The 25,061-nt window shown below is 55.0% G+C and carries 19 protein-coding genes and 5 pseudogenes; 16 read left to right on the top strand and 8 right to left on the bottom strand.

What is annotated here, in order from left to right; translation table 11 throughout:
* The 7 genes from FZE95_RS18985 to FZE95_RS18955 form a co-directional block, all read left to right on the top strand.
* The coding region (locus tag FZE95_RS18985; protein WP_190324602.1) for a winged helix-turn-helix domain-containing protein at window positions 1-294 on the top strand (294 nt) is incomplete at its 5' end.
* Entirely contained in the window at window positions 291-1,682 is a 1,392-nt protein-coding gene (locus FZE95_RS18980; protein WP_150302368.1) for a heavy metal sensor histidine kinase, read from the top strand. The genes FZE95_RS18985 and FZE95_RS18980, both read left to right, overlap by 4 nt.
* An 8-nt stretch (window positions 1,683-1,690) precedes the next feature.
* Window positions 1,691-3,088: a TolC family protein gene (locus tag FZE95_RS18975; protein ID WP_190324601.1), complete on the top strand. Its 1,398-nt coding sequence runs from the start codon at window positions 1,691-1,693 to the stop codon at window positions 3,086-3,088.
* Window positions 3,085-4,161, top strand: coding sequence for an efflux RND transporter periplasmic adaptor subunit (locus FZE95_RS18970; protein WP_150302366.1), 1,077 nt, complete (start codon window positions 3,085-3,087; stop codon window positions 4,159-4,161). Before FZE95_RS18975 ends, FZE95_RS18970 begins: the two co-directional genes overlap by 4 nt.
* Before the next feature lie 14 nt (window positions 4,162-4,175).
* Complete coding sequence (locus FZE95_RS18965) at window positions 4,176-7,277, top strand: efflux RND transporter permease subunit (RefSeq protein WP_150302365.1); 3,102 nt, start codon at window positions 4,176-4,178, stop codon at window positions 7,275-7,277.
* A 14-nt stretch (window positions 7,278-7,291) separates the two neighbouring features.
* Window positions 7,292-7,633, top strand: coding sequence for a P-II family nitrogen regulator (locus FZE95_RS18960; RefSeq protein ID WP_150302364.1), 342 nt, complete (start codon window positions 7,292-7,294; stop codon window positions 7,631-7,633).
* A 138-nt stretch (window positions 7,634-7,771) separates the two neighbouring features.
* A complete protein-coding gene (locus FZE95_RS18955) occupies window positions 7,772-8,674 on the top strand; it encodes a cation diffusion facilitator family transporter (protein WP_150302363.1) in 903 nt (300 codons plus the stop codon).
* A 44-nt stretch (window positions 8,675-8,718) separates the two neighbouring features.
* Here the strand turns inward: FZE95_RS18955 and FZE95_RS18950 are convergent, their stop codons facing one another.
* From FZE95_RS18950 to FZE95_RS18935, 4 genes are all read right to left on the bottom strand, one after another.
* Complete coding sequence (locus FZE95_RS18950) at window positions 8,719-10,047, bottom strand: OprD family porin (protein ID WP_150302362.1); 1,329 nt, start codon at window positions 10,045-10,047, stop codon at window positions 8,719-8,721.
* Window positions 10,048-10,370: 323 nt separating this feature from the next.
* The gene (locus tag FZE95_RS18945) at window positions 10,371-11,318 is read right to left on the bottom strand and encodes a bile acid:sodium symporter family protein (protein WP_150302361.1); all 948 of its coding nucleotides are present in this window, start codon (window positions 11,316-11,318) and stop codon (window positions 10,371-10,373) included.
* 9 nt (window positions 11,319-11,327) lie between these two features.
* Window positions 11,328-11,693: an ArsR/SmtB family transcription factor gene (locus FZE95_RS18940; protein ID WP_150302360.1), complete on the bottom strand. Its 366-nt coding sequence runs from the start codon at window positions 11,691-11,693 to the stop codon at window positions 11,328-11,330.
* A gap of 105 nt (window positions 11,694-11,798) precedes the next feature.
* On the bottom strand, window positions 11,799-12,206 hold the full coding sequence (locus FZE95_RS18935) for a MerR family transcriptional regulator (RefSeq protein ID WP_150302359.1): 408 nt from the start codon (window positions 12,204-12,206) through the stop codon (window positions 11,799-11,801).
* A gap of 66 nt (window positions 12,207-12,272) precedes the next feature.
* On the opposite strand from FZE95_RS18935, the gene FZE95_RS18930 reads away from it, so the two are divergent.
* From FZE95_RS18930 to FZE95_RS18915, 4 genes are read left to right on the top strand one after another with little or no spacing between them, the layout of a single operon-like run.
* Window positions 12,273-13,094: a cation diffusion facilitator family transporter gene (locus tag FZE95_RS18930; protein ID WP_223825132.1), complete on the top strand. Its 822-nt coding sequence runs from the start codon at window positions 12,273-12,275 to the stop codon at window positions 13,092-13,094.
* Between the two features lie 14 nt (window positions 13,095-13,108).
* The gene (locus FZE95_RS18925) at window positions 13,109-13,543 is read left to right on the top strand and encodes a disulfide bond formation protein B (protein WP_150302358.1); all 435 of its coding nucleotides are present in this window, start codon (window positions 13,109-13,111) and stop codon (window positions 13,541-13,543) included.
* Window positions 13,540-14,211 carry a DsbA family protein gene (locus FZE95_RS18920; protein WP_150302357.1) on the top strand — a complete coding sequence of 224 codons (672 nt, stop codon included), beginning with the start codon at window positions 13,540-13,542 and terminating at the stop codon, window positions 14,209-14,211. Before FZE95_RS18925 ends, FZE95_RS18920 begins: the two co-directional genes overlap by 4 nt.
* A 4-nt stretch (window positions 14,212-14,215) precedes the next feature.
* Window positions 14,216-14,680: a methyltransferase family protein gene (locus tag FZE95_RS18915; protein WP_150302356.1), complete on the top strand. Its 465-nt coding sequence runs from the start codon at window positions 14,216-14,218 to the stop codon at window positions 14,678-14,680.
* A 257-nt stretch (window positions 14,681-14,937) separates the two neighbouring features.
* On the opposite strand, the gene FZE95_RS18910 is transcribed toward FZE95_RS18915, so the two are convergent.
* From FZE95_RS18910 to FZE95_RS18900, 3 genes are all read right to left on the bottom strand, one after another.
* Window positions 14,938-17,361, bottom strand: coding sequence for a S8 family peptidase (locus FZE95_RS18910; RefSeq protein WP_150302355.1), 2,424 nt, complete (start codon window positions 17,359-17,361; stop codon window positions 14,938-14,940).
* Between the two features lie 24 nt (window positions 17,362-17,385).
* The gene (locus FZE95_RS18905) at window positions 17,386-18,372 is read right to left on the bottom strand and encodes an AAA family ATPase (protein ID WP_150302354.1); all 987 of its coding nucleotides are present in this window, start codon (window positions 18,370-18,372) and stop codon (window positions 17,386-17,388) included.
* Between the two features lie 956 nt (window positions 18,373-19,328).
* On the bottom strand, window positions 19,329-20,759 hold the full coding sequence (locus tag FZE95_RS18900) for an IS1182 family transposase (RefSeq protein ID WP_150302353.1): 1,431 nt from the start codon (window positions 20,757-20,759) through the stop codon (window positions 19,329-19,331).
* A gap of 159 nt (window positions 20,760-20,918) precedes the next feature.
* Between FZE95_RS18900 and FZE95_RS19860 the strand changes: the two are divergent.
* From FZE95_RS19860 to FZE95_RS19855, 5 genes and pseudogenes are all read left to right on the top strand, one after another.
* Window positions 20,919-21,161, top strand: a pseudogene (locus tag FZE95_RS19860) (transposase); the annotation flags it as partial.
* Between the two features lie 73 nt (window positions 21,162-21,234).
* Window positions 21,235-22,398, top strand: coding sequence for an IS30 family transposase (locus FZE95_RS18890; RefSeq protein ID WP_150302351.1), 1,164 nt, complete (start codon window positions 21,235-21,237; stop codon window positions 22,396-22,398).
* A gap of 12 nt (window positions 22,399-22,410) precedes the next feature.
* A pseudogene (locus FZE95_RS18885) lies at window positions 22,411-23,304 on the top strand (IS3 family transposase); the annotation flags it as partial.
* A pseudogene (locus tag FZE95_RS18880) lies at window positions 23,304-24,502 on the top strand (TraI domain-containing protein); the annotation flags it as partial. The pseudogenes FZE95_RS18885 and FZE95_RS18880, both read left to right, overlap by 1 nt.
* A 12-nt stretch (window positions 24,503-24,514) precedes the next feature.
* Window positions 24,515-24,685, top strand: a pseudogene (locus FZE95_RS19855) (conjugal transfer nickase/helicase domain-containing protein); the annotation flags it as partial.
* Window positions 24,686-24,764: 79 nt separating this feature from the next.
* Here the strand turns inward: FZE95_RS19855 and FZE95_RS18875 are convergent.
* Window positions 24,765-25,061: pseudogene (locus FZE95_RS18875) on the bottom strand (excinuclease ABC subunit A); the annotation flags it as partial.

Here is a 25,061-nt window from a genome sequence, read left to right as displayed (position 1 = left end):
GACTTAAACGAAATGGCCTCCATAAAACCCGGTGTGATTCATTATAGGGCTGGGAACCGCATCGACTTGACCACAAAAGAGTTTTCCCTCTTACAACTTTTGATGAGAAACGTTGGTGTAGTGATGACTCGCACGCAAATAATTTCGCTAGTTTGGGATATAAATTTTGATTGCGACACAAATGTCGTTGACGTTTCCATCCGACGGCTACGTGCAAAAATAGACGAACCCTTTGAGAAAAAGCTCATTCATACATTGCGTGGGGTTGGGTATGTTCTTGAGGATCGAGGATGACCAAACCGCTGAGCTTGTCATTGAGGATTGGCTTGTCAATAAGCCTCTTAGGATCAGTTTTGGTCATTCTTATGTTCAGCCAGTCCTGGATAATGCTACACGGTCAACTGGAAAATTTGGCCGACGCCAGGCTTAAGCAAAAGCTCGATCAGCTAGTACATGCCATAGGAGATTCTACACCTTCATCTCTTTCGAGCCTGGAGTCGCATGCTTTGGCTGACTTGGTGACTGGTCATCCAGATCTCGGATTGCTCGCTTGCAACGCGAGCGATCCAGGGCAACTTGTTTTCAGTATTGGAACTATTCCTCTCCAGGTCATAGGCAATGGTGCTTGCTCCCATAATCTGGCGACTTATCAGGATCGGCTGCAAGATGCGGGAATCAGTGTGCAGGTCCGATCTGCCACTCTTGAGGTCGGCGAAACCGGTGAGGAAGTGACTCTGGTTCTATTGAGAAACCGATCTGACGACGCCGAACTGCTCGATGCATTTCGTGACTCTACGCTGCTGATTCTGCCGATCTTTCTTATGATTATTGGCTTAGGGGCAGGTTGGATCGCGCGACGTGGTTTGGCTCCGCTAGACAGGTTCAAAAAGCTTGCCGAAATTGTCCACACCCATGATTTGAAAAACCGTATATCACCAACCGGGCTTCCCAGAGAGCTTGTAGAGCTGGCTTCGAGTATCAACGTCATGCTCGATAGACTCGAAAGCGGAGTGCAGCAGTTGTCCGAATTTTCCGACGACCTAGCACACGAGTTGCGATCGCCGATTACCAATCTAATGGGCAAAGCACAGGTAGCCCTTTCACGTGAAAGAACGTCTGTACAGTATAAGGAAACTCTCGAATCGTGCGTGGAAGAGCTTGAACGGATAACCCGTATCGTCTCCGACATGCTCTATCTGGCGCAAACGCTCCAAGTCGAAACAGCTGATCTCTCCGAAGAAATTCATCTTGCTCATGAAGCGCAGCATGTCGTTAATCTCTTTAGCGTAATGGCAGAAGATAAGGACATTATGCTAACCGTTCAGGGAGAAGGCGTTATTTTGGGCAATAAACTGATGGTTCAGAGAGCCATTTCCAACCTGCTCTCAAATGCCATTAGACATGCGTCGCCATGTACCAATATACCAATAAGCATATCAAGCGAAGGCCGGTCGATCGTGGTGTCGGTCACGAACATTGGGCCTGGTATACCCGAAGAGCATTTGGATGCAGTGTTCAAGCGATTCTACCGGGTCGACAGAGGGCGCTCGCGTGACGAAGGGGGGACAGGTTTAGGTCTTTCCATCGTTCGCTTAATCATGAAAAGCCATCAAGGCTGCGTTACTGCTGAGTCTAGCGAAGCTGGTCCTACGACATTCAAATTATGGTTCAACTTAACTTGAGGTGGCTTATGCGCGCTCTTATCTGCACGCGCCTGCGTCTGGCCCGATGGCCGTACCGTGCCGGTTTTCTTTTAGCCGTCGGCGTTTTGTTCGGTTGGTCTGGTCCTGGTTGGGCAACCGATAAGGAAATGGTGATTTTGACTTTCTCCGAGACGCTCGCCCGTGTCTTGCAGTCCAGCCCGGAACTGGCAGCTTATCCCTATGAGATCCGGGCCGCCGAAGCAAGAACATTACAGGCAGGCGTTCGACCCAATCCGGTTGTGTCGGTTGAGGTGGAAAATGTTTTTGGCAGCGGTGCAATGTCTGGCATCGAAGCAGTGGAAACCACACTGGCTTTGAGCCAGGTCATCGAGATGGGTAATAAGCGCAGCTTGCGTCAAGACGTTAGTAGCTGGCAGCGCCAGTTAGTCGAGCGAGACTACGAGCTGGCTCGGCTTGATGTTCTGGCCGCCGCTGCCAGTCGCTATCTGGAGGTTGCGCAAGCGCAGCGATTGCTTGATTTTTCAAAGCAGGCCATTGAATGGACTTTGTCAGCTCAAGCTGTTGCCAAGAGACGTTTCGAGGCCGGTAGCGCAAGCAGGGCCGAGCTTGGTCGCGCACGGACCGATGCGATGCGGGCTGCGCTAGAAGTTAGCAACCTTGAGGTACGGTTGGCCAATGCCAAGCGTCGTCTGGCAAGCTTATGGGGCGGGGGCGAGCCAGACTATTCGGTCGTGAGTGCCGAATTGTTTTCCCTGACAAAAATACCTGATTTCACGAGCGTTCGTGCGCAGCTCGATCAGGCGCCGCAGCTACAACGATTTCTCAGTCAGAGCAGGTTACGGCAGGCCCAGCTGGACCTCGCCGTCGCAAGTGGCCGGCAAGATGTCGAGTTGGGCGCCGGATTCAAACACGCGCGGGAAACCAACGATATAGGGATGGTACTGCAGTTCTCCATGCCAATCGGGGTGAATGACAAGAATCGTGGAAACATCCAGGCCGCCCGCGAGGACCTTGCGAGGCTCGACTTGGAAGAGCAAGCGACGCGGGTAAAAATCTTCGCGGAGCTGCACAGCGCATATGCTCAACTGGAACAGAGTCGTCATCAAGTCACGGTACTGCTTGATGAAATGCTGCCCGAAGCACGAGAGACGTTCGAGCTAATCCAAAAAGGGTACGAAGTCGGACGTTTTTCCTATCTGGAACTCGTGCAAGCCCGACAGCAAGTTCTGGCGATCGAGAACGATGCGGTTGTGGCTGCCACCGGCTTTCACCAAATCCTCATCACGCTTGAGTCCTTGACCGGCCAGCCTCTGACGCGCAGCGGACACACCGATGCGGGAGATACCGTCGGCGTGTCCGCCAGATACCGTCTGCCCTACCTAGCTGAAGATGCCGAGCAAATGAGACAGGGAGAATCACCATGAACAAACACTTGCTTCTAGCTGGAAGCTTGCTCCTTGCTGCGCTGCCTGCCCATGCGGCGGCCGGTGCAACAATGCAGAACGAAGCCGCTCACGTAGAGGAAGGCGCTTCACATGAACATCGGACTGAAGAACAGAGCGCTGAAACCGAGCATCTTGACCACGCACATGGTGCAGCAGGGGTTGACCATTCTCAGGAAGAAGAGACAGAACATGACGGTCACGCTGAAGAAGGACATGAAGACGGCGAAGAAGCCGATCTGACCCTGAGTGTAGGTCTGCTACGTGAGTTTGGCGGCGAAATAGCTGTAGCGGATGCGGGTGTCATTCGACAGCAAGTGTCATTGCCAGGGGAGGTTCAGCTGAACAAGGAAGCCGTTGCGCATATCAGCCCACGTTTCGATGCGAAGATCGTGGAGGTTCGGGTAAAAACAGGTGACAAAGTTAACGCTGGTCAAACCCTTGCCGTGGCGGAGAGCTCCGAAACGCTTGCTCGATTCAACCTCCAGTCGCTGATCGACGGGATAGTAATCAATCGAGACGTTACATTGGGAGAGCATCTGTCTCCAAGCGACACCGCTTTTGTAGTCGCAGACATGTCGACGCTCTGGGCTGATATCGCGCTCTACCCTCGGCAGGTGCCTTTAGTGCAGGTTGGCCAGCCGGTGCGGCTGAGTACCAGCTATGGCCCGGAGCCGGTCGAGGCCCGCATAGACTATGTGGCTCCGTCGGTCGACGAACGTACGCGCACAGGTCTCGCTCGGGTTTTCCTGCCCAATGAGCGCCTCGCTTGGAAACCTGGCATGTTCATTCAAAGCGACATCGCCATTGGCGAGCACGCGGTAGATGTTGCCGTCCCGGAGAGTGCAATCATCGACCTGGAAGGTCAGCCAACCATTTTCGTACAAGAAGGCGAGCGATGGGAGCCTCGGCCCGTCGAACTCGGTCGCAGTGATGGGCGGATGGCGGAAGTTTTAAGCGGACTGGTTTCCGGACAGACGTACGTAGTGAAGGGCGGTTTTGTGCTCAAGGCACAACTGCAAAAGAATGAATTCGATTCCGGTCACAACCACTAGCCCAGGGGAGCCGTATGCAAAGCATCATCCGTTTTGCGCTGGGCAACCGGCTATTGATCATCGTGTTAGCGCTGGCTACGCTAATTGGCGGCTACTTCGCCTACCGCACCCTTCCGGTCGACGCCTACCCCGACATATCGCCGGCTTTGGTCCAGGTGTTCGTGGAAACCGAGGGACTGGCACCAGAGGAAGTTGAGAAATACGTCACCTACCCGATTGAAAGCGCGATGAATGGACTGCCGAAGCTTGACCATGTGCGCTCAATTTCAAATTTCGGTCTGTCAGTGGTCAACATTTATTTTGAGGAGGGAACGGACATCTATTTCGCTCGGCAATTGGTGGGCGAAAGACTACAGAATGCGAGTGAGTCCATTCCTCGTGGCTTCGGAGACCCCGTTATGGGGCCAATAACGACAGGATTGGGACAGATCCTGTTCTACGTGCTCGAAGACACCAGCGGTCGATACAGTACCACCGAGCTACGCGAAATTCAGGACTGGATCGTCAAGTTCAATCTACAGACCGTCAAAGGTGTTACGGAAGTTCTTTCAATTGGCGGCGAGGTGAAGCAGTTTCAGGTGAACGTGGACCCGAGCGCCTTGCTGCGTTACGACATTAGCCTGCCGGAAATCAAAGAGCGCATTGAAGCCAATAATGCCAATGCCGGCGCTCAGTTTATCGTCAAGAATGATGAAGAATATATTGTGCGCTCGGTGGGTCTCGCGACTGACCTGGATTCCTTGCGCAATATTGTCATTAAGACCATCAATGGGACCCCCATTTATCTTCACCAACTTGGCGACCTGAAGATTGGTGGAGAAATTCGCCGGGGCGTCACCACCAAGGACGGCAATGGCGAGGTTGTTGTCGGCATGGTGCTCAAGCTGATCGGTAGCAACACCTCCCAAGTGATCAGTTCGGTCAAGCAAGAGCTGGCTACAATCAATGCCAACCTGCCTTCAGGGGTGGTGGTTCAGCCTTATTACGACCAGGCCACCCTGGTGAAAGCAGCGGTTACCACGGTGATCAACGCGCTATTGCAGGGGATAATTCTGGTGGCTCTGGTGCTGCTGGCCTTTATGGGCGGCCTCAGACCCAGCCTGGTTGTAGCGCTCTCCATTCCGTTTTCGGTTGGCTTCACGTTTATTGCGATGAAAGTTTTCGGGATCTCCGCGAACTTGATGTCGCTCGGTGGGCTTGCCATCGCTATTGGAATGATGGTGGATGGCGCAGTTGTGGTAGTGGAAAACGTGGATCGCATGTTGCGCGAAGCTCAGCCTGACGAGTCGCGGCTGCATATTGTGATGCGCGCATGTCACTCGGTCGCACGGCCTATCCTGTTTGCTATCAGCATTATCATTGTTGTTTTCCTGCCCCTATTCACTCTGCAGGGCGTAGAGGGCGCAACGTTCAAACCGCTGGCCTATACAGTGGCAGTGGCGATGTTTGGATCGCTAATATTTGCGTTGATGATCGCACCGGTTGCCGCCTCTTTGTTGATGAGGGCGCCAAAGATTCGCGAGGACAGGCCCCGCAAGGATATCGTTGGCTTTTTGCTCAAAGGCTACGAGCCACTTATTGAGGCCGTGGTCGCTCGTCGCTGGATTGCGTTGCTGCTGGCAGTGGTCGTTCTGGCTGTGGGCACCGCTGTAGCCCCGCGCTTGGGTTCCGAGTTCGTGCCGCGCCTGAATGAGGGCGATTTGCTGATCCGTGCCACCATGGCGCCTTCGATCTCACTGGAAAAGGCTGAGACCACCATCACCGTTTTCGAGCGACAACTGATGGAGGATTTCCCAGAAGTAACGCAGGTTGTCTCCCGTATTGGCCGGGGTGAGGTGGGTGCGCATGCCGATCCAGTAAACAACGCCGAAATATTCGTTTCTCTCAAGCCGCAAGAACAATGGGTAAGTGCAACTACGCTGGACGGTCTCTACGCTGCAATGAGCGAGAGGTTTGAAAGCTTCCCCGGCGCCAAGTTTAACTTCACGCAACCTATCGCTGCGGCAGTAGATGAGCTGCTCACGGGGACCAAGGCCGAGCTGGCGGCCAAACTGTTTGGCGATGACCTAGACATTCTTGTCGAAAAGGCGCAAGAGATCGAACAGGTAATGCGCACAGTGCGTGGAGCTCAGGATGTTCAACGCGACCAGATCGGCGGTACACCGCAGTTGCGTATCACTTTGGATCGGGCCGCGATTGCCCGTTATGGACTCAACGTGAGCGATGTTCACGATACGTTGAGCGTGGCCGTGGGTGGCAGCGAAGCCGGGCAGGTATTTGAGGGTATTCGCCGCTTTGACATCTATGTGCGTCTCAAGCAAGAGGCACGGAACAAGGCCGAAGTGATCCGGCAGCTAATCCTCGAAAACGCTGCTGGCCAGCGGATCCCTTTGGAGGAGCTGGCAAGTATCGAAGAGGTGGTTGGTCCGCGGCAGATCACCCGTGAAAACAATCAGCGCTTCATCACCATTCAGACCAACGTACGTGATCGGGACATTGGTTCCTTTGTTGCCGAAGCCGACGCCGCTATCGCTCAGCAGGTCGACCTACCGCCAGGTTATTTTCTCAAGTGGGGAGGGCAGTTCGAGCTTCAGCAACAAGCCAACAAGCGTTTGATGATCGTGGTGCCAATCACCCTAACGCTCGTATTCATCATGCTCTATGCAAACTTTGGTTCACTGCGCAACGCTGCCCTGATCATGCTGAATATTCCGCTGGCTCTTGTCGGCGGAATCGTGGGCCTCTGGCTGACAGGGCAAAGCCTGTCGGTACCGGCGTCAATCGGCTTCATTGCGTTGTTTGGCATAGCGTTAGAGAACGGCTTGGTGCTGGTTAGCTCTCTCAACGAGCTGGTAAGGGATGGCGTTTCGGTCGCTCAAGCCAGCGTTCGCGCAGCATGTGCTCGATTGCGGGCGGTGCTGATGACCGCAGTGACTACGGCGCTCGGGCTGTTTCCGCTACTGTTCGCTAGCGGTACCGGAAGCGAAGTACAGCGGCCCCTGGCAACCGTCGTGGTTGGTGGGCTAGTGACAGCTACAATTCTTACTCTGCTTGTTATTCCCGCTCTTTACCAATGGTTCGCTGATGATCCGGCTGACCTCCATGAAAAAGGTTGAATGGAGACAACGTCGTGCAAGAGATAAAGGCTTACATAAAGAGCCATAAGCTCGAAGCGGTAACCCTGGCACTGCATCGGGTTAGTGGTATCAGCGGTATGAGCGTCTCCGACGTGCGCGGCTTTGGGCGTAGCAAGGCCCATCCCAGGGTGGGTCATCCAATTGATGGCACGGCAGATCTCGTTAATCACGTAAAGATTGAGATCGTCTGCCAGGACCAATACGTGGACGAGGTGATTCAAGTGCTAAAAGCGGTGGCTCATACCGGATTGCGTGGGGACGGGCGTATCTTCGTCAGTGATGTTCGACGGGCGATTCGGATACAGGACGGTTCCGAGGACGACACTGTGTCGTGATACGTGGCGTTGAGGATAATGCCGGCGATTTGAAAACGCGCGTGGCAATCCGCCAGGTTATCGTTCGTGCGCTGGCTGAACAGCTAACGATCCTCGGGGAATCGCCTGAAGCAATTTGATTGAAGAAATGGAGGCGCGATGGGACATCAACACGTACATAATGAGCAGGCGGGGGACAAACGCGTTTGGTGGGCTGTCGTCGTCAATGTCGTTTTGACTGTCGTGCAAATCGTTGGGGGAATCCTGTCAGGGAGCCTCTCGCTGGTCGCCGATGCCATTCACAACCTGAGCGACGCCATCTCAATGGCGATCGCTTATATCGCTCGAAGAATAGCTAGACGGCCGGCAAGTGAAGACTGGACGTTTGGATACGTTCGAGCCGAGCTGATCGCCGCGCTCATCAACTATACCACCTTGATTGTAATCGGGTTGTATTTGGTGTACGAAGCGATATTTCGATTCATAGAACCGGAGCCGATTGAAGGATGGACCGTAGTAATCATTGCGGTTATAGCCTTGGTGGTTGATGCCATAACGGCCCTGCTGACTTTTAAATTATCCAAGTCCAGCATGAATATACGTGCTGCGTTCTTGCACAACGTATCCGACGCGCTGGGGTCTGTTGGGGTTATCGTGGCCGGCACGTTGATTATCCTGTTCGACTGGTACTTCATAGACCCGTTGATAACGTTGATGATCGCCGGCTACATACTCTGGCAGGCTTTTTCCGAGATTGGTGGTGCCATCCGGATACTCATGTCCGCTACGCCTTCCAATATCGACCCAAAAGCAGTCGTCTCCCGTTCGTTAGCGATACCAGGGGTTTGCGGAATCCATCACCTCCATATCTGGCCCATTGATGAGCATCGTATTTCAATAGAAGCGCATGTGGTCATAAAGGATGAATACATGACGCGCAGCGAGGATATCAAGGGTGAGATCAAGCAGATGTTGGCCAGCGTGTTTTCAGTAAAGCACGCTACCCTCGATGTGGAATCCCAGTCGAGAGAATGCAGCGGATCCAAGACTTTTGGGCACTAAAGGGCGCCTTTGTGGGCGCCCTTCTGAAGGGTTCAGCAATCGGCTTAAATAACGTCGAACGGATATTCTATAATTACCCTGACCTCATCGAGGTCAGACTCGAACGCCGTCGCTCGGGTTGTAGCCTGGCGTAGTCTAAAAGACAACCCTTGTAGTTGGCCGGTCTGTACGATATATCTGGCCTCGACGTTGCGCTCCCAGCGTTTTTGGTCCGTGAGCGGATTGCCGTCGGCGTCTTCTCGCATGTAGACCGCGTTAGCGTTCGAGTAATCTGCGTCTCGACCGGTAGCGTAGCGTGTCATGAACGACAAGCCCGGCACGCCATACTCACTCATATCTAAGTCATAACGAACCATCCACGACCTTTCCTTAGGTGAATTGAAGTCGCTGTACTGCAAGGAATGATCAAGGAAAATGGAGTCTGACTGCCGTAAGTAGTCGAAATCGTTGTCACCATGGTTGCGTTGATGCGATAGGGAAATGCTATGCGCGCCGGAGGCGACTCCTATTCTGGCGCTCCAAATGTCGGTATCAAACTCGCCGAGTAGATCTTTGCCTTGGTCAGTAGAGTTGTAGTAATTAAACCCGCCAAACAAAGACAACTTTTCCGATAAAGGCAATTCGCTCGCTACGCCTATGTACTTTTGATCCCAAGCGTCCTTCAAGCGACTTGTGTATAAGCTTAGTGCCAGAGCGGAGTCGTGGGAGTAATCACCACCGAAATATGCCACCCAGGGAGAGTCGACCGGTCCGGCATAGAAGGTCTCGAAATCGTCCAACATATTGCTACTGGTAGGCTGGCTCATGCCTGTGAGTCGGCCGCCTTGGACTGTCAAATTTTCGAGGCGAGTATGAACCAGCGTAACACCGCGGAAGCTTTCGGGCAGCAGGCGAGAATCACCATAGTGGACGACTGGTGTGGTCGGAAACACGTCTCCTGCTTGGACTACGGTGTCAAAAGCGCTCAGCTTAACAGCTGCCCCAAGCTTGGTGTACTCATCCATTGCTTCACCGTCGCTGTTGACTGGAAGCATGTCGAAAGAACTGTTTCCCCCGTTTCGCCCTTCAGAGGTGTCAAGCTTTAGACCCAGCATCGCGAAGGCATCCAGTCCGAAGCCGACTGTTCCTTGGGTGAAGCCAGACTCGAAGTTGGCTATCACCCCGTGAGCCCAAGCTTCAGAATAACCGGTCCCTTTCGGGCTAAACTGACCGTTACGGTCGTCTCGGTTGAAATAAAAATTTCTGTTAAGTACCGACAGGTCGCTTCCATCGACAAACCCACTGGCGACTAGCTCTTCTGCTGAGAGAGTCTGTGAATGAGCGGCTACGATGACAGATGCTGCAATTAGGGTAAAACTGATTTTTTTATTCATACTTTTTCTTGTCAATAGCGAGACATTTAGGTGCATGTTGAATCGTAGCTCCGCCTAAATATCGGGAACCGTTGCAGGAAGATTACAATCCTGTCAGGACTGCACTGAATGATCAGAGTCCTGCGCGTTATTTCACGGTACGTTTTGACACCGAAGCGGCTGCAACGGTACTTAGGCATTCGCTCTGGCTTGGTCCTCGTCTATGTAATTCCTAGGGCATCGTCTACGCCGCTAGATACCTGACCATGCTTTTAGCTCCGTTTGGCCTGCAGCGACTGTATGGCTTTGGGTAAATTCGCGGGGGGTTCCAAACCCCTATCAGCTCAGTGCGGTACGATCCTAGCGGCAGATCCCTTCTTTGCCAGAATCTTCGCTGCTATAGGCGACGTAATCATCTGTATGACCGCAAAAAAGGCAGCCGGAACAGCGATCTCTGCAGGCAAGCCAGAGGCCGTTACAAAGGCTGCCGCTATGCTGAACTCTTTCTTGCTTACCGTGAACAGATAAGCAACCAGCTCTTCGCGATCAGCCACAAAGACCTTTGCGAAAGACCCAACTACATAGCCGGTCAAGTTCAGCGTGAGGGCGGCTAGCGCAATCACGACCGCAAACCAGCCATAGTCCAGAATCGTTGCGGCATTCGGACCAACCACCGCCAAGAGAAGAAGCAGGTAAAGAGCCGAACCAAGAGATGGGTATAGGTCATCGCGACGACTGACTGCTTGCGGGAAACGTGTGCGTAAATAAACTCCCAACACAGTCGGCACCACCACGATAAGCACCAACTCCAAGACCACTGCCCCGATCGGTACTTGCAGCTCGATTCCGGTCAGAAGCAGAAACAAGAACGGCACGATGAATGGTGAAAGCAATGTGTTAACCGCATTGAGGACTGCCGCGAGCGCAACGTTGCCTCGTGCCAGCAGAACCAGCAGTGGCGCGGAAACGTCGGTAGGCAGCGTTCCGACGAGGGTCTGACCAGCCGCAAGTGGCCCCGCCCCAAAAAACAACCGACCGGTAAGCCATCCCGCGAGCGACATGGGCCCGTAGACAAGAGCTAGGGCCCAGAGCTGCCGGCTAGGCTTTTGGATAACCAATTTCACTGCATGGATATCAAACGTAAGACTGATGACCAGCATCAGCAAAGCCAGAAGTGGGGCGATGCCGGCTGCAAGCGCGATCCCAACAGAGGGCACCAAGAGGCCGAGTGCAGCGGCAGCAACCGCCAGAATCAGAAGGTTGTTTTCTACAAATGCGAGGATTTTTTTCATCGGACAGTCCTATCCGCAGCGGATTGGGCCGGTAGGCCGACCCTCACATTTCGAGAAAAGCGCAATTGCTCGATCACAATATTCGCAATGACCTTGGCAACAGTCATGCATCAGGAAGGCGACAAGATCGGAAAGTACTGGCCAGTTGGCGCTGTAGATAATCGATTTGCCATCGCGGCGACCATGCACTAGCCCGGCGTGTTCGAGTTCCTTGAGGTGAAACGAAATACGCGAGGGCGTTGCCTCATCCAGCGCAGCGGCGATGGCTCCAGCCGGCATTCCATCAGCGCCGGCGACAACTAACATACGAATTATCCGCAGCCGGTCTTGATGAGCCAGCGCAGAAAAACCTGACAGAGCGGCTTTTTCTTCCATATCAGTCAATAGTTCATGTAATGATGAAATGTTACCGTATAGAGAATCTCGCTACTCGTCCATGACTTTCGTACGAAAAGGGGGCTGACCTTCGCCGCTGCGACTTCAACGCGCTTGGCTCAGCGACTCGATAATTCGACATTCCTCGATCACACCTCCGTGACAACAGGATTGCAAGCGTTGTAGCTCCTGCTCCAGCACCTGGAGATCGCTGATTCGCAACCTAACCTGCTTCAACTGTTCCGATATTTTGGCATCCACGGCGGCGCAGGACTCTTGACGGTGATCGGAGAAGCCTAGGAGCTGGCGGACGTCGTCTAGACTAAAGCCCAGCGCGCGGCTTCGACGAATGAAAAGCAGACGATCTCGCTCTTCGGGTGTGTACAACCGGTAGCCGGAGGCGTTGCGCGAGGCCCTGGGCAGCAAGCCGAGTCGCTCGTAATACCGAATGGTCACCGTTTTGGTATCGGTGATGCGAGCCAGTTGACCCACCGTGAATTTTGTCGTGTTCATGCTATTGACCTTATAGTCGCTATAACCCTCATTCTAGCCACAAGATCAACGAGTGAGGTACAGATCATGGACAGCTGCTGTGAAAGCAAGGTCGGTGAGCTAGCCCAGCTGCGGGCTAAACAAAGCCGCGTGCTCTACATTGCTCTTGCCGTTAACGGTGCCATGTTTTTGGTCGAATTCATCGCTGGCTGGATCGCCAACTCTACGGCCTTGCTTGGCGACTCCTTGGATATGTTCGGCGATGCCTCCGTCTATGCCCTCACGCTGTTTGTCCTGCACCGCAGCGCACGTGCTCGTGCAGGCGCAGCGCTTTTCAAGGGCAGCTTGATGTTACTGTTCGGGATGCTGGTAGTGGCTGATGCGCTGCGCAAGCTCGTGGGGCAGGAGGTACCGGCAGCCGACTGGATGGCGGTCATAGGCGCAGTCGCATTACTCGCAAACGCTTACTGTTTTGCACTGCTCTATCGCCACCGTTCCGATGACCTGAACATGCGCTCGACCTGGCTTTGCTCGCGTAACGATTTGCTGGCCAACACCAGCGTAATCGCGGCCGCCGGGCTGGTCGTAGTGACAAGCAGCAAGTGGCCGGACATTCTTGTCGGCCTGGCTATGGCGGCGCTCTTTCTGCATTCAGCTTGGCAAATACTTCGTGATGCTTGGAGAGAATGGCGCGCCAATGCCCCTACCGTTCAGCAGCTCCAGCCAACAGCGACATGTGCCACCAACGTATCGCAAGTCGAGTCAAATTCGTGTTGCGCTTCCAATCTTCCGGCGTTCGACCGAGGATCCGGCGGCACAGAGCTGCTGCTTCCCGAAACGGGAAATCGAGCTTGCTCTCACACGCACACAGCTCACCGGGGACCGGTACCGCAGCGGCGGGCCACGTAGATTAAGGAAATACAATGGACCATAAGACTCCTACCACTTCCTGGGGACTGCTGCTTCTGGCCTGGCTGGTAGCACTGGTATCGTCGCTTTCCGCGTTATTTATCGGTGAAGTCATGGGCCAAGCCCCGTGCGTATTATGCTGGTTCCAACGCGCGCTCATGTTCCCCCTGGCGATAGTGTTGGCGATTGCCTGCTACCGCTCGGACTTTTTGGTCTGGCGCTATGCGCTGCCTTTGGCCGTCATCGGTGCATTGCTGGCATCTGCCCATGTACTGCTCTACATCGGCTTAATCCCCCAACCGATCCAGCCTTGCACTGCTACAGGACCGTCCTGTTCGGGCGCCGGTATGACCATCTTTGGCGGCATACCCTTGCCTGGACTTGCGCTGTTTGCCTTTGTCCTCATCATCATTTTGCTTATTGTCATTCGTCGGAGAACCACCCCATGAACCGCCGCACCCTGGTTCTGCTCATTAGCGTCGTGATCCTGATCGCTTTTGCTGCAGCTGCGTACCTGTATTCCCCGTCGCCGACTCCCGCCGAGCCGTCTGCTCAGACGCAGTCATCCGCCCAGCAGGCTGTGCCCAACAAGGCAAATCTGGTTCGCTTTCACTCGCCAGTCCTCGGCCCGGCGCAAGCACCTGTCACCATTGTCGAGTTCTTCGATCCTTCATGTGAGGCCTGCCGCGCCTTTCATCCATACGTAAAGCAGATCCTCGCCGAGAACCCGGATAACGTGCGACTGGTACTGCGCTATGTGCTGTTCCATCGAGGTTCAGAGAAAGTCGTGCGTATGTTGGAAGCTGCTCGCGAGCAAGACCTGTATGTGCAAGTCCTGGACGCCGTACTAGAAGCCCAGCCCGGCTGGCATGACGATCCTCAGGTGCAGGCAGCCTGGGCTGCTGCCGAACGGGTGGGACTGGATTTGGAAAAGGCTCGCTCGGATATGCTCAACCCTGCCGTAGATGCCATCATTGAGCGCGATATGCAGGATGTGCAGGCAGTAGGCATCCGCGGCACCCCGACTTTTTTCGTTAATGGCCGCCCGTTGAATGAGTTCGGGCCTGGGCCGTTACGTCAGATGGTAAAGAGCGAAGTCGCCAAGCTGGAGAAGTAATGCCATGAACGCATTGGAGAAACGCTTACCGCCGCTCTTGGTCGCTATTCTGTTCAGTTTGCTCATGTGGCTTTCCGCCCGCTTTCTGCCCGGCGCGCTAGGGCTTAGCACCGGATGGCGCGTCGGCCTCGCCCTGATGGTATTACTGGCAGGCGGACTCATCTGCCTAGCAGGCGTATTGTCCTTCCGAAGTGCCCGCACAACAGTGAACCCACTGAAACCAGAAATGGCGTCGACGCTTGTCCGCTCGGGCGTCTACCGCTATACGCGCAATCCCATGTATCTGGGTTTCGCAGCCGCTTTGCTGGCGTGGTCGATCTTCCTTGCCTCGCCAGCATCCTTGCTGGGTGTGATGGGCTTCGTGTCGTACATGAACCAGTTCCAAATCGAGCCTGAGGAGCGAGCGCTCAGGGACCTTTTCGGAAGCGATTTCACTCAATATTGCAGTCGTGTGAGGCGCTGGATCTAAGAAACTGGCCGGCCGGCGTCTCTGCTCCGCGTAGTAAATGCGAAAGGATGCGCTCTCACGTCTCCCATAACGCACCTGACAAGGTCCATAGGCGGCAACATATTGTTTGGATGCCGGTACTATCGAACTTGCTCTTATCGATGCTGTACACCTCCAGGGCGGGGACCATGCTTTCTATCACGGAAATTACGCGCTCGCTTATGTCGCCGTAGAGCTCGGATAGGGTCATCTGACCCCGATTCCCGAAGGAGTGCGCACTACCTCTGTGCCCGCAAGCGCGCTGCCCGCTCCTGCTCCCGAACTTCTGCCTGCTGGACGATCATGGCCTGGATCTGCGCGTAGAGCTGGGCGTTCTCGTTGTCCCGATCCGCAACAGTGACCACCAAAGCGTATGGCTCGTCATCCAGCACGTCAGGATGGTTCCATTCACGGTCCTGTCTGACCACCACTACAAACCATTTTTCATTAGGGTTGCGCCGTCTGAACGTCCAGCGCGATGACTGAACAGTACCGCGACTTCGCTGCTGAGCAGAAATGTCCCGGTTAGATACCGCATCATCATTTCGGGCCTCAACATCAGCCTTGTTGGCCTGGTTGAAGTGTTTTTGAACCTCTTCCAACGAAGCCCCTTTGACCAGGCGGAAGCTGATTTGAGTCGCCAGATATTCGAGCCTGGTCGTACGGACCGCCGGCGAGTACGCGAGCGTAACGGTGAGCTCGCGCGTGGCCAAATCCTTGCGCAGGAAGTCGGCAGGCAAAGGCAGCTCAAAGAATTGGCAGGAGTCCTTTTCAATGGTCTGCTCCGAGATCAATACAACAGTATTATCAGACGACCGGAATAAATCGCTCTCATTCACTTCGCCGTAGCCAGCTAAATCCCGTGCTACGTCGCGGTTGAGCGTACTTTTGTCGGCTCTGTAGGCGCCCCTGAAATCTTCTGAGAACGTCGTAGCCACTTCATCAGGCAAGTATGCCTGGTTCACAAGCATGGCGCGAAGAAGGTTCGCAGACGATTCGGGGTATTCGTTAAGTAGGCGTCCAGCCAGGTGCGTGACGTAGGGGGCCGCCAAGCTTGTCCCGCTGACTTCCTTAAAAATCGTGTTGCCTACGAACTCATGATTAAACGTTAAAACCCCGAGTCCTCTCTCGACCTGCCGCCATTGACCACCCGTAGGCCTCATGGGACAGGCCAAGTTGCCACCTGTTGCAACGAGCTCAGGCTTGAACGCCCCTTTGACCGAGGGCCCGTGCCGAGTGAACGGCGATGGCTGTTTTTCGGCTGCCGGCGAGAGCTGATGGATTTCGGGAAAGCGCTGGGTGTCGGTCGTAGCGTTGTGCCGGGCAATACTCCCAACGGTCAGCACCGACATTGCAGGAGCAGGGTCGATGATCGTGCTCTGCTCCGCTAGCAGATACTCAGGGTACTCATCTCGCCAGCTACTGACCGGAACAGCCGGGTCCACCGACCCGCAGAAGTTACCGGTCGACACTACGAACAAGATGTTATGCCTCCTGGAGAGGACATCTAGGATGTAGGCCAATCCGCGTACATGCATTCCATCGTAGGGTGCATTGCTGTTGCCGAGCGAGAGGTTGAATATTCGGCAACCAAGTTCGACGAAATGCTCAACAGCTCGGGTCAATGACGCCTCAAGAGTGTGCTCGTTGTAAACTGCATTACCGGTCCTAGCGCATTTTTTCATCACCTTGGCGTTGTAAATCCAAAGCCGAGGTTGCCAGAAATTACCTATGTCGCACGCCTCAACGTCGCCGTACAGTGCTACACCCGCCACAGCCGTGCCATGGCCAGCCTGATCCGCGTCTCCCTCCTCATCAACGAAGGAGGCGCTCTCAGCCATTGCTGGCCGAAGCAAGGGGTGGTTCGCGTTGATGCCGCTGTCCAGGATGCAGACGCGAGATGCCCCAACAGCCGGAGAAGGAACATCCCGGGGTAGTGCGTTGATATCTCTGCTTAGCTGCTGAACGCTGATGCCTGTTGCAGGAATGAGATCAACTAGACGTACATCGCGGTGATTCAGCAACAGTTGCGCGTGGTCTGAGTTCACCTCCACTCGGTACATGAGGAGGCTGTCTAGATTGATCCTGTCGAGCCTTCTGATGCCCGCGCCGTTGAGCCAATCCTCAAAGGCAGTCGTTAACCGAATTCGGTTCGGATGGTTCGCGACCTCGACAGGCCACAGCTCGACATCGAGCATGAAATTTTCATATTGGGGCAAACCGAAATGGGTAAGCGCCCAGCTCATCCGATCTTCCGCAGACCACGCCTCGATGCCCTCAATCGCTTCTAGGATCTGCTTGTAGGTCAAGGCCGCACCGAGCACGCCGAGCTTGTTCAAGTGATCGGCGAAACGCGCCAAACCAGCCTCTGTAGCAAACACCACGCAGAGCTGTTTGTTTTCTTGGCTTATGAACTCTAACCCGTGGGCCGTTAGGTTGCTGAAGGTCAGTGCGCCCTCATATCTGAGCTTAAGGACGAAGGGGGAATCAACGTTAGAGCCAATCTGCGTTCTGGCCTGTCCGGCTGCTGTTGCGAAGTAACCATTGAGCTTCTGGCCGTGGCCACGTAGATCAGAGCGAGTTACAAATGGCGGCGGGTTCTTAGTCCGGCGTTGGTTGTCCAAAATTTCTCGGGTGATGCTCAGATGCTTGTAGGTAGCCACTGCTTCTTCCTTGAAGGATGAATCTTAAAACTTCCTGAGATCTTCTCGTACAAGGGCGCTTTTCAGCTCCTTGATGGTCAGGAACTCCTGCCCTCTCAGGATCATTCGCTTCGCAGCGCGTCGTATGACTCGCTCAATATCTGCGCCGCTCTTGCCCTTAAATTCCTGTATCACTGACTTGTCATCAATATCGAACTGGCGCCGGATCCCGCGTAACTTCAAGGACAGAATCTCTAACAGCTGGTCCACATCTGGAAGCGGGAATTCGATGGATTCGTCGAATCGCCTCCAAATGGCCGAATCCAGGATTTTCTCGTGGTTCGTAGCGGCAATGATCAAACTGCTGCCTTCATACGAATCCATCATCTGAAGCACAGCGTTCACCACCCGGCGCAACTCGCCATGGTCGCCACTATCGCCGCGCTCTTTCCCGATGGCGTCGAACTCATCGAACAGAACAACCAGTGAGTGCTGGGAGATAAAGTCGAAAACCTTCCGTAGGTTTGCAGCGGTTTCACCAAGAAATGAGGAAACCAAGCCGTCCAATCGCACGATGGCCAAAGGCCTATCAAGCTCAAACGCAACGACCTCGGCTGCCAGCGTCTTCCCACATCCTGGAGGGCCGAAGAAAATGACCTTGGTGGCAGGCTTCATTCCATAGCTGCGCAGGACATCATCTCGTCTATTTTCTTCCAGGATCTCCTCTAGGGAAGCAGCGCTGCTAGGGGGAAGGATGACTTCGTCTAAGGAGCGTTTGGGCGTCCGGATATCCAACAGCGGCAAGCCCCGCTCTTTATCCTTCGGAATGTCGTAGTGAGCTCGCTGGATATTGCTGTCCGCGCGCGAGTTAATGTCGCCGCCGTAGAGAATCTGCTCCAAGTCGTTGGCGAGAAGGTGGTGCTGTTTTTGGCGCTCTTCTTCGATAACAGCCTCCGACGCACGGCGGAATGCATCTGTATCGCCCATCGTGCCAGCTCGGAACAACTGCCGGAGAATCTTTCCATTCGCCATTTATTTGCCTGCCCTGAAAGTCATTATTCCTGTCTGGGTATCGCGTCGCTTAATGGAGCGATCGCTCCTAGACAGCTCACACCAACCAGTCACGTATTAGGCTACGGAGTCCCTTCCATTACTTACCCGTCTAAACAGAAGTGAAGTCTAGCGCTCACTTCCGAACAGGTGTTTGGCGTGGCGGCGTAGCCCGGTTCATCTTGGGGTACCTTAAACAGGCCTCGCCACACAGATTAGCCCAGCGGCTGCGCCTTCTAGACCGCCTCCGAACCATCAAAGGGCAGAAGGAAGTAACGAACCGAACAAAAATGCTGCCAGTCGCTAGGGGACAAAAGCTTTCGCAGCGTTCCGCCCCGTGTTCCACATCGGCCTCATTAACTCAGGCGAGCGTCCGAATACTGATGCGGGGAGCGCGCACCTAGCAGCATCCACCTGGCGGGCCTGATGTCCACCTCTGCGCCACCCATCGTAATAATGCGTCTCCACCCGTCGGTCGGCAACACCTTTCTAACCGATACCTGCGTTGTCAGTCCGAGTATTTGCGGGTCGCGCTTCGATACGTGCGTGAGCGCAGCTAGAACGGTGTAGGTCGAAAAGAACGAGGACTCCGCACAGAGAAATGTCATATAGACGTCACGAGAAGACTTGACGTACACGGTTGCTTAAGCCAATTTCAAAGCCGACTATCCCTACCATGGGTGAGCCACCGATTTTGGTGGAGGCGGTGTGGCTGAAAGTGATCTGTGCCCTAATCTAGCACCTCTTCCTTCGCTATGACCGCTTCTGGCCCAGAGCGTGTAAAAACGTCAGAACGGGTTTCCGTCAGCGTCTATAGCAGACCTTTCTCGGGCTTGGAATCTGATCAAGCTTATGACCGCTGCGAATAGCGCATCAGACAACCTAGCAACGCCCTGGAGCCCTCTCAGAGGCAGCATAGGTGGGTAAAACACGAGCTTTTACGCTGTCAGGGCCTCTAGCAAGCTAACGGTGCCTATGATTTTCATCACCCGTTTCAGGTTGTAAGCGAGCACATTCAGGCTCATCTCAGCACTCACCCCATTGAGCTTCCGGGTCAGGAAGTGCGTCGCACCCATCCATTGCTTAAGCGTCCCGAAGGGATGCTCAACGGTCCTTTTTCGGATCCGCATCATCTCGGGTGCACTGCTGAGCCGGAGCTGCATTTCTTCCAGCACTGCTTCGTGCTCCCAACGCCGAACTCGCCGCTGTTTGCTCGGCGTGCATTGCGATTTCAATGCGCAGCTTTGGCATTTCGAGCTCCAGTACCGATGCAGTTTCATGCCTTTCTCAACACTGGAGAAACGCCAAATCAAAGTCTCGCCAGCCGGACAGGTGTATGCGTTTGCCGCCGCGTCATAGATAAATGCGTCGTTATTGAATCGCCCATCGGCTTTGGCTGCGGAGGTCATTGGCTTGGGTACATAGGCGACGATTTCCGCGTCGTGACAAGCCAGGATTTCCTCACTCTTGAAGTAGCCTCTGTCAGCTACCACCGACAGCTTTTCTGTCCCCATCGCCTCGCGGGCTTGCTTGGCCATAGGGCTGAGCTGGTCGCGGTCGGACCCGACGTTGGTCACCTCATGAGCGACGATTAAATGGTGCTTGGTATCGACCGCTGTCTGTACGTTGTAGCCAACGATTCCTGTGCCGCGAGTCATCATGGAGCGGGCGTCTGGATCGGTCAGTGATACCTGCTTATCCGGTGATTCATTGAGCCGAGTTTCGATCGATTGAAGCTCTTTCATTTGCGCCTTCAACTTGGCGATTCTTTCTTCGAGGTGCACAACATTGGCGTCAGAGGCCGGACGATCCTGTTGATCGGCAGCATCGAGCGAAGTCAGGTACCGGTGAATACTCGCTTCTATATCCTCCATCCGCCGCTTCAGTTTGGCGCTGGTGAAATTGCGATCTCGGTTGTTGACCGCCTTGAATTTGCTGCCATCGATGGCGATCAGGCTTTCGGCGAACAACCCCAACTGCTGACAGAGCACAACGAACTGACGGCAGACGCCACGGATAGCCTTACCGTTGTCCTTTCGAAAATTAGCGATAGTCTTGAAATCAGGCATCAAACGTCCGGTCAGCCACATCAACTCCACGTTGCGCTGTGCTTCCCGCTCAAGACGCCGGCTGGATTGAATCCGGTTGAGGTAACCGTAGATGTAGATCTTCAGCAGGATCGAGGGATGATAAGCAGGCCGACCAGTATCAGCGGGAATGGCACTTTCAAAACCCAGCTTCACTAGGTCGAGTTCGTCGACAAAGACATCGACCACTCGCACCGGATTGGTATCGGTGACGTAGTCGTCGAGACTCTCTGGAAGTAAGGTGCTTTGGCCTCGATGCTCACCCTGAATGAAGCGCTTCATGGACAATCCTTGCGGTGAAATCCTCAGAAAGCATAGCAAGGGTTTTGAGACAGCGTTTTTACACACTCTGGGCCAGAAGCAGTCACAAGTTGACGACGGGTTCTACCCCGCTAACACGGACACTTTCAAGTAGACTCATGTGGAGTCATAGGAGTGTTCATGTCCAAGCGCAAACAATATAGCCCGGAGTTCAAACGGGAGGCCGTAGAACTGGCCCGTCGCTCAGGCACCAGCTGTCGTCAGATAGCTCAAGAGATCGGGGTGGCGCCAAGCTTGCTAAATCGCTGGGTGCGTGAGGCGCGAGCAGCTGAGAAGCCTTTTCCCGGCACAGGCAACCCGCGAGATGAAGAACTTGCCCGCCTCAAGCGCGAGCTGGCCCGAGTGATGAAGGAACGTGATTTTTTAAAAGACGCGGCGGTGGGTTCAACCGGTCAATGCTACATACTACGACCATCCAAACGTTGGACATCCACTTATGACCGCCACCAAGTCGCGCGGACTTTCAGCTCCGCAGAAACGAGAACTCTGGAATAGATGGAGAAGAGGTCAGTCCCTCAGTGAGATAGGTCGTGCTCTAGGCAAACATGCCGGCTCTATCAGCGGCGTACTGGCCATTCATGGCGGTATTTCCCCACCCAACCGAACTAGATCTAGCAGGGCTCTTTCTTTGTCAGAGCGTGAAGACATCTCGCGAGGATTGTCTGCCGGGTTTTCGCTTCGACGTATAGCAAACTTAATTGGCAGGCCAGTTTCGACGGTAAGTCGAGAAGTTGATCGTAACGGTGGTCGTGAAACGTATCGGGCGAGCAAAGCTGATAAGAGGGCCTGGGACCAAGCGACGCGACCCAAGCGGTGCCTGCTTGCTGAAAATCAAGCCCTTCAACAGATTGTGGCAGAGAAACTTCAGCTAGACTGGTCTCCGGAGCAAATATCAGGTTGGCTTGAGCGCCAATTTCCGGGCGACTCATTGATGCAGATATCCCACGAAACCATCTACCGCAGCCTCTTTGTTCAGGCAAGAGGCGTGCTAAAGAAAGAGCTGGTGAGACATCTTCGCTCTCGGCGAGGGATGCGAAGATCAAAGCATTCGACTACCGAAGCGGTAGTGCCCAAGACGAGCATTGTTGATGCCGTGTCTATTCGAGAGCGCCCCCCAGAGGTAGAATACCGCGCAGTTCCGGGTCACTGGGAAGGCGATCTAATCTCGGGCTCCAAGAACTCGCATATAGCCACCCTGGTGGAACGACAGTCCCGGTTCACGATGCTTGTACAGGTCAACGGCAAAGATACCGAGAGTGTTATTTCAGCTCTTTGTAGAGAAGTTAACAGGTTGCCTTTGGAGCTGAAAAAAACCTTGACCTGGGATCGCGGCGGCGAGCTGGGTGGTCACAAGAAATTCACCGTGGCTACCGATGTTCAGGTTTATTTCTGTGACCCTCAAAGTCCTTGGCAGAGAGGCAGCAATGAAAACACCAACCGCCTACTACGTCAGTATTTCCCGAAAGGCACTGATTTGTCGGGATGGACACAAGAGCAGCTTGACGAAATTGCATTGCGACTGAATCAGCGTCCGAGAAAGACGTTGAGATATTTATCGCCGGCTGAGAAGCTAAATGAAATAGTTGCAACGACCGGTTGAACTCACCGCAGCGTACTTTGCCAGGGAATCATCGAACGGTACTCGGTGATCCAGCGCTGCCGCAACGAGTACCCAGTCCGACTGATGTGCCGTTGTTTGAAGGTGTCTGCCAGTGGCTATTACGACTGGCAAGATCGTGAGCCAAGCCCACGCGCTCAGGATAATGCGCGCCTGATAAAGCGTATTCGTGAGATCCATGAGGATAGCCGCGGTGCAATAGGTGCGCCTCGCATGCACGAGGATCTCCTATTCGAAGGTGAAACCGCCAGCCTGAACCGTGTTGCTCGCTTGATGGCCGCAGAGCAAATTCAAGGTTGGCCGCGCAGGAAGAGACGTGGCTTTGGCCGAGTAACGTCTGGCCGCCCAGCAGGTGTGGAAAATCTACTGGAACGCGACTTCAATGCCTTGGAGCCGGAGCGCAAATGGGTCACGGATATCACGGAGATAGCCACGCTGGAGGGCAAGCTCTTCCTGTGTGTAGTGCTGGATCTGTACAGCAAGCTAGTGATTGGCTGGTCGATGCATCATCGCCAAGATAGGCAGATGGTCATCCGGGCAGTGGAGATGGCGATTTGGCAGCGTCAGGGTAACTGGTCGGTCATTTTACATTCTGACAGGGGAAGCCAATTTACCAGCGTCGACTATCAGCGCTTTCTGAGCCGAAACACGCTGGTTTGCAGCATGAGTGCCGTTGGCCATTGTGCCGATAACGCGGCTTGTGAGGGCTTCTTCGGCCAACTCAAGCGCGAGCGTGTTGCTTATCAATCGTGCCGGACACTTGATGAAGCGCGAGCGGATCTGTTCGACTATATTGAGCGGTTTCATAACCCACGAATGCGTCGTAGAGTTGCTCAGCAAGATCTGAAGTTTTCGGCTCTTTTAAAACCGTCCGTGGAAGCGGGGTAGAACCCTACCGCTTCCGCTACCGCGAAGACCGCGAGTACCGGTTGCAAAGCGCCGCACAGGGCTGCTCTACCGCCAATTGCTCGATGGTCCGCTCCTAGACTGGCTCAGCGGCTATCCGTCTCTGTGGGCACCATTGCTCTACGTCTTGGCCGGGCAGTACGAGCACGCCGGCGTGCTGAGTGAACTGGTCGTGCAGGCTGATCGCGCTTCTGTGGCACAGGAACTGGGCGGCGATCCCGCGCGCGCCATGGCCGCGCCCAGGCACGCGCTGCAACGCAAGCTGCTGGACGGGCTGCGCTTCCTGCTCAAGGAACCGTTGAAGCTGAATCAGCCGGAAGCCTCCGATGGCTGGCTCACTGAGGATGGGCTGTGGCTGGTGAGCAAGACTGTCTCGGACAAGCTGCGCGCGCACCTGCTGTCTCAGGGGATCGACGGCATTCCTGTGAACAACACCGCCGTCTTCAACGTGCTGCAGAACCACGGCATGCTCCAGCCCACCTCAGACGGCAAGGCGGTCTGGCGCGCGACCGTGACCAGTGCGACCGGCTGGTCCTACTCGTTCACCCTGTTGCGCCTCGCGCCCGCGCTGATCTGGGAATCCGGCGAGCGGCCAGCGCTTTTCGCAGGCACGGTGGCGATCGACACGACGCCAGCGGAAACCAACGGCAGTGCACCAGGCACACCGCCCGCGGTCGTGGGGCAGCCAACCCCCGAAGGTCTGGAGACTCCCCCTTGGGAATGCCCTCGCAGCGATACCGCCTTGCCGACTGCGGCCCCGCCCGTGCCTGACGTCATGGAGGACATGCTGGCGATGGTTGGATTGGATCGCACGGCCGACATGGGGAAGGGTGAAGATCCAGTGGAGAAAGTCCCTGCCCCAACCACAGCCGCAGCGTCTCCCTTGCCACTTACCCCTGCGCCTGGACCTGCATCAACTCCAACAGTCGCGATACCATCCGGGGAGCATTTCATGACGTGGCTGCAACAGGGAGTCGCCGCGCGGCGACTCATCATCAACGACGCCAAGGCGCTCGTGCATACGGTGAGCGACACCGCCTACCTGGTCAGTCCCAGCGTGTTCCAGCGCTATGCGTAGGAACATCCCCAGGTGGATGCGCTGGTCAGGCAGGACAAGCAACCGGATTGGCAGTGGGTGCAAAAGCGCTTTTAGAAACTGCAGCTATACCGCAAGCACCCANAGCGCTTTTAGAAACTGCAGCTATACCGCAAGCACCCAAATGGCCTGAACATTTGGACCTGTGAAGTCACGGGCCCGAGGAAGTCCCGCCGACTGCATGGCTACCTCCTCGAAAATGGGTCCTTGGTATTCGCCGAAATACCGCCCAACAATCCCTATCTTGCTCTGACTCAGGAAGGATGACGCGACTCGGGCAGCGACCGTCACCACCGTGTGGCGACGATCAATGCCCCGCGAAGCTGGCAACATTTGGCGAACTAAGCTACTCGGCCCGCGCCAACTCCCGTGCAAGGAACGGAGCGGTTCGGCTGCCAGACTTTCGGGCCACCTGCTGAGGGGAACCCGCCACCACGATGCTGCCGCCGGCAGCGCCCGCGCCTGGCCCTACGTCGATCACCCAGTCGGCTTGGGCCACCGCACGCATGTCGTGCTCGATCATCACTACGGTATTACCGGCATCGACCAGGCGCTGCAACTGCACCAGCAGCCGGTCGGCATCCGACGCGTGCAGCCCGGTGGTCGGCTCGTCGAGCACGTACAGGCTTCGGCCGCGCTGGCT

Origin of the sequence: Pseudomonas profundi, assembly GCF_008638305.1 — a bacterium.
Taxonomy (GTDB): Bacteria; Pseudomonadota; Gammaproteobacteria; order Pseudomonadales; family Pseudomonadaceae; genus Halopseudomonas; species Halopseudomonas profundi.
Note: the sequence above shows the minus strand (reverse complement) of the source record. Positions and strands in the feature narration are given on the sequence as shown.